This is a genomic window from Bradyrhizobium sp. AC87j1, from assembly GCF_002936975.1.
In the GTDB taxonomy this organism is placed as follows: domain Bacteria; phylum Pseudomonadota; class Alphaproteobacteria; order Rhizobiales; family Xanthobacteraceae; genus Bradyrhizobium; species Bradyrhizobium shewense.
In genome coordinates, this window is sequence record NZ_PTFE01000244.1 from 1 (window position 1) to 1,315 (window position 1,315).

The 1,315-nt window shown below is 63.1% G+C and carries 1 protein-coding gene; it reads right to left on the reverse strand.

Translation table 11 applies throughout. The annotated features are described in order from the left end of the window. Window positions 1-126: 126 nt before the first annotated feature. Window positions 127-1,315: IS5 family transposase (locus CV770_RS41085; protein ID WP_104466319.1), on the reverse strand; the 1,189-nt coding region annotated here is incomplete at its 5' end.

Sequence of the window (1,315 nt, forward strand, 5' to 3'; positions counted from 1 at the left end):
TGGTTTCTTCCATAGAGATATCCAGACCAACGTACTGCTTCATAGCGCGGCTCCTTTTCGATTTGCTGACGCCGATCGTACCGATCCTCGTGTTCGCAAGAAGACGTCAGCCGCGATTACGCCATGTTAAGAAGCCGGATTGAGCTGAGCTGGACAGTTGAGCGTGCGCCAGAGCGAGACCAACAATAGGCGCAAAAGTTCTCTGAACCAGGCGAGGATGCGACGAAGGTTGTGTCCGACGGCGGAGAGGACGACGTTGGCGGCGTCTCCTGCGCGGCCCTTGAGGTGGCAGCGGCCGAGGTGACCTTCGGCTTTCATGTGTCCGATGATGGGCTCGATAGCGGAGCGGCGGCGCAGCTCGCGCTTGATGACACCGAAGACGCCGCGCTTTTGGCCTGAGATGAAGACGCGACGCGGATTTTGTGCGTCGTGGCCGCGGTATCCCTTGTCGACATAGGCCCGCTCGATCGGACAGCCGGTGAGTGTCTCGGTGCGGTCAATGACGTCCCGCAGGGTGTGACCGTCGTACGGGTTATCGGGTAGCGCCCTGGCGTGCAGCACGAACAGGCCCCCGGGAGCCCGGCGGTTGTTGGTGACGATGGAGGCCTTCACGCCGAACTCGTAAGGCGCGGCGGCCTTGCCTTTGCCGATGCACTCCACCTCCGGGGCATGAAAGGAATAGAGCTTCCAACCGCGCTGGCGCTGCTGTTGCGAGCGGATTTGGGTGGCTTGGCCAAGCGGGAGGGCGAACGCCTCCTCCAACGCTGGCTGCCTCTCGATCTTGCGGCGGATGTCTCGGATGATCCGGCCGAGCCGGGAGCGCAGGATGCGCAACTGCCGCTGATGCCGATTGAACTGTTTGGCATGGGCATAGCGCCCTGCCATCATCGCCGCGGCCTTGGCCACGCGACAATAGGATTGCCGCAGCCTGACGCCGTGTCTTCTCGCCAGGCGGTTGAGCCCCTTGATGGCCGCATGCAGCAGCTTGGCATCGGTCGGAAAGGTGATGGCCTTCGGCTGCACCGTGGTGTCGACCGTGACCCGCTTGAGGTCCTGGCTGCGCAACGCGCCGGCCTCGTGCGCCACCCGCAGGCTCTCGGCCAGCAGCAGCTCCAGCTTGTCGCCGAGCCGCTTGCGCCAATGGCTCAGGTCCGAGCGCTCGTGCGGGAAGGCGTGCTGGAAGAACTCTTCGCCGGTGAAGAACTGGAAATACGGGTCGTGGACCCAGCGTTCGCACACTCCCTCATCGGACAACCCGTAAATGTGCTTGAGCAACAACAGCCCGATCATGAAGCGGGTCTCGATCCCAGGCCTG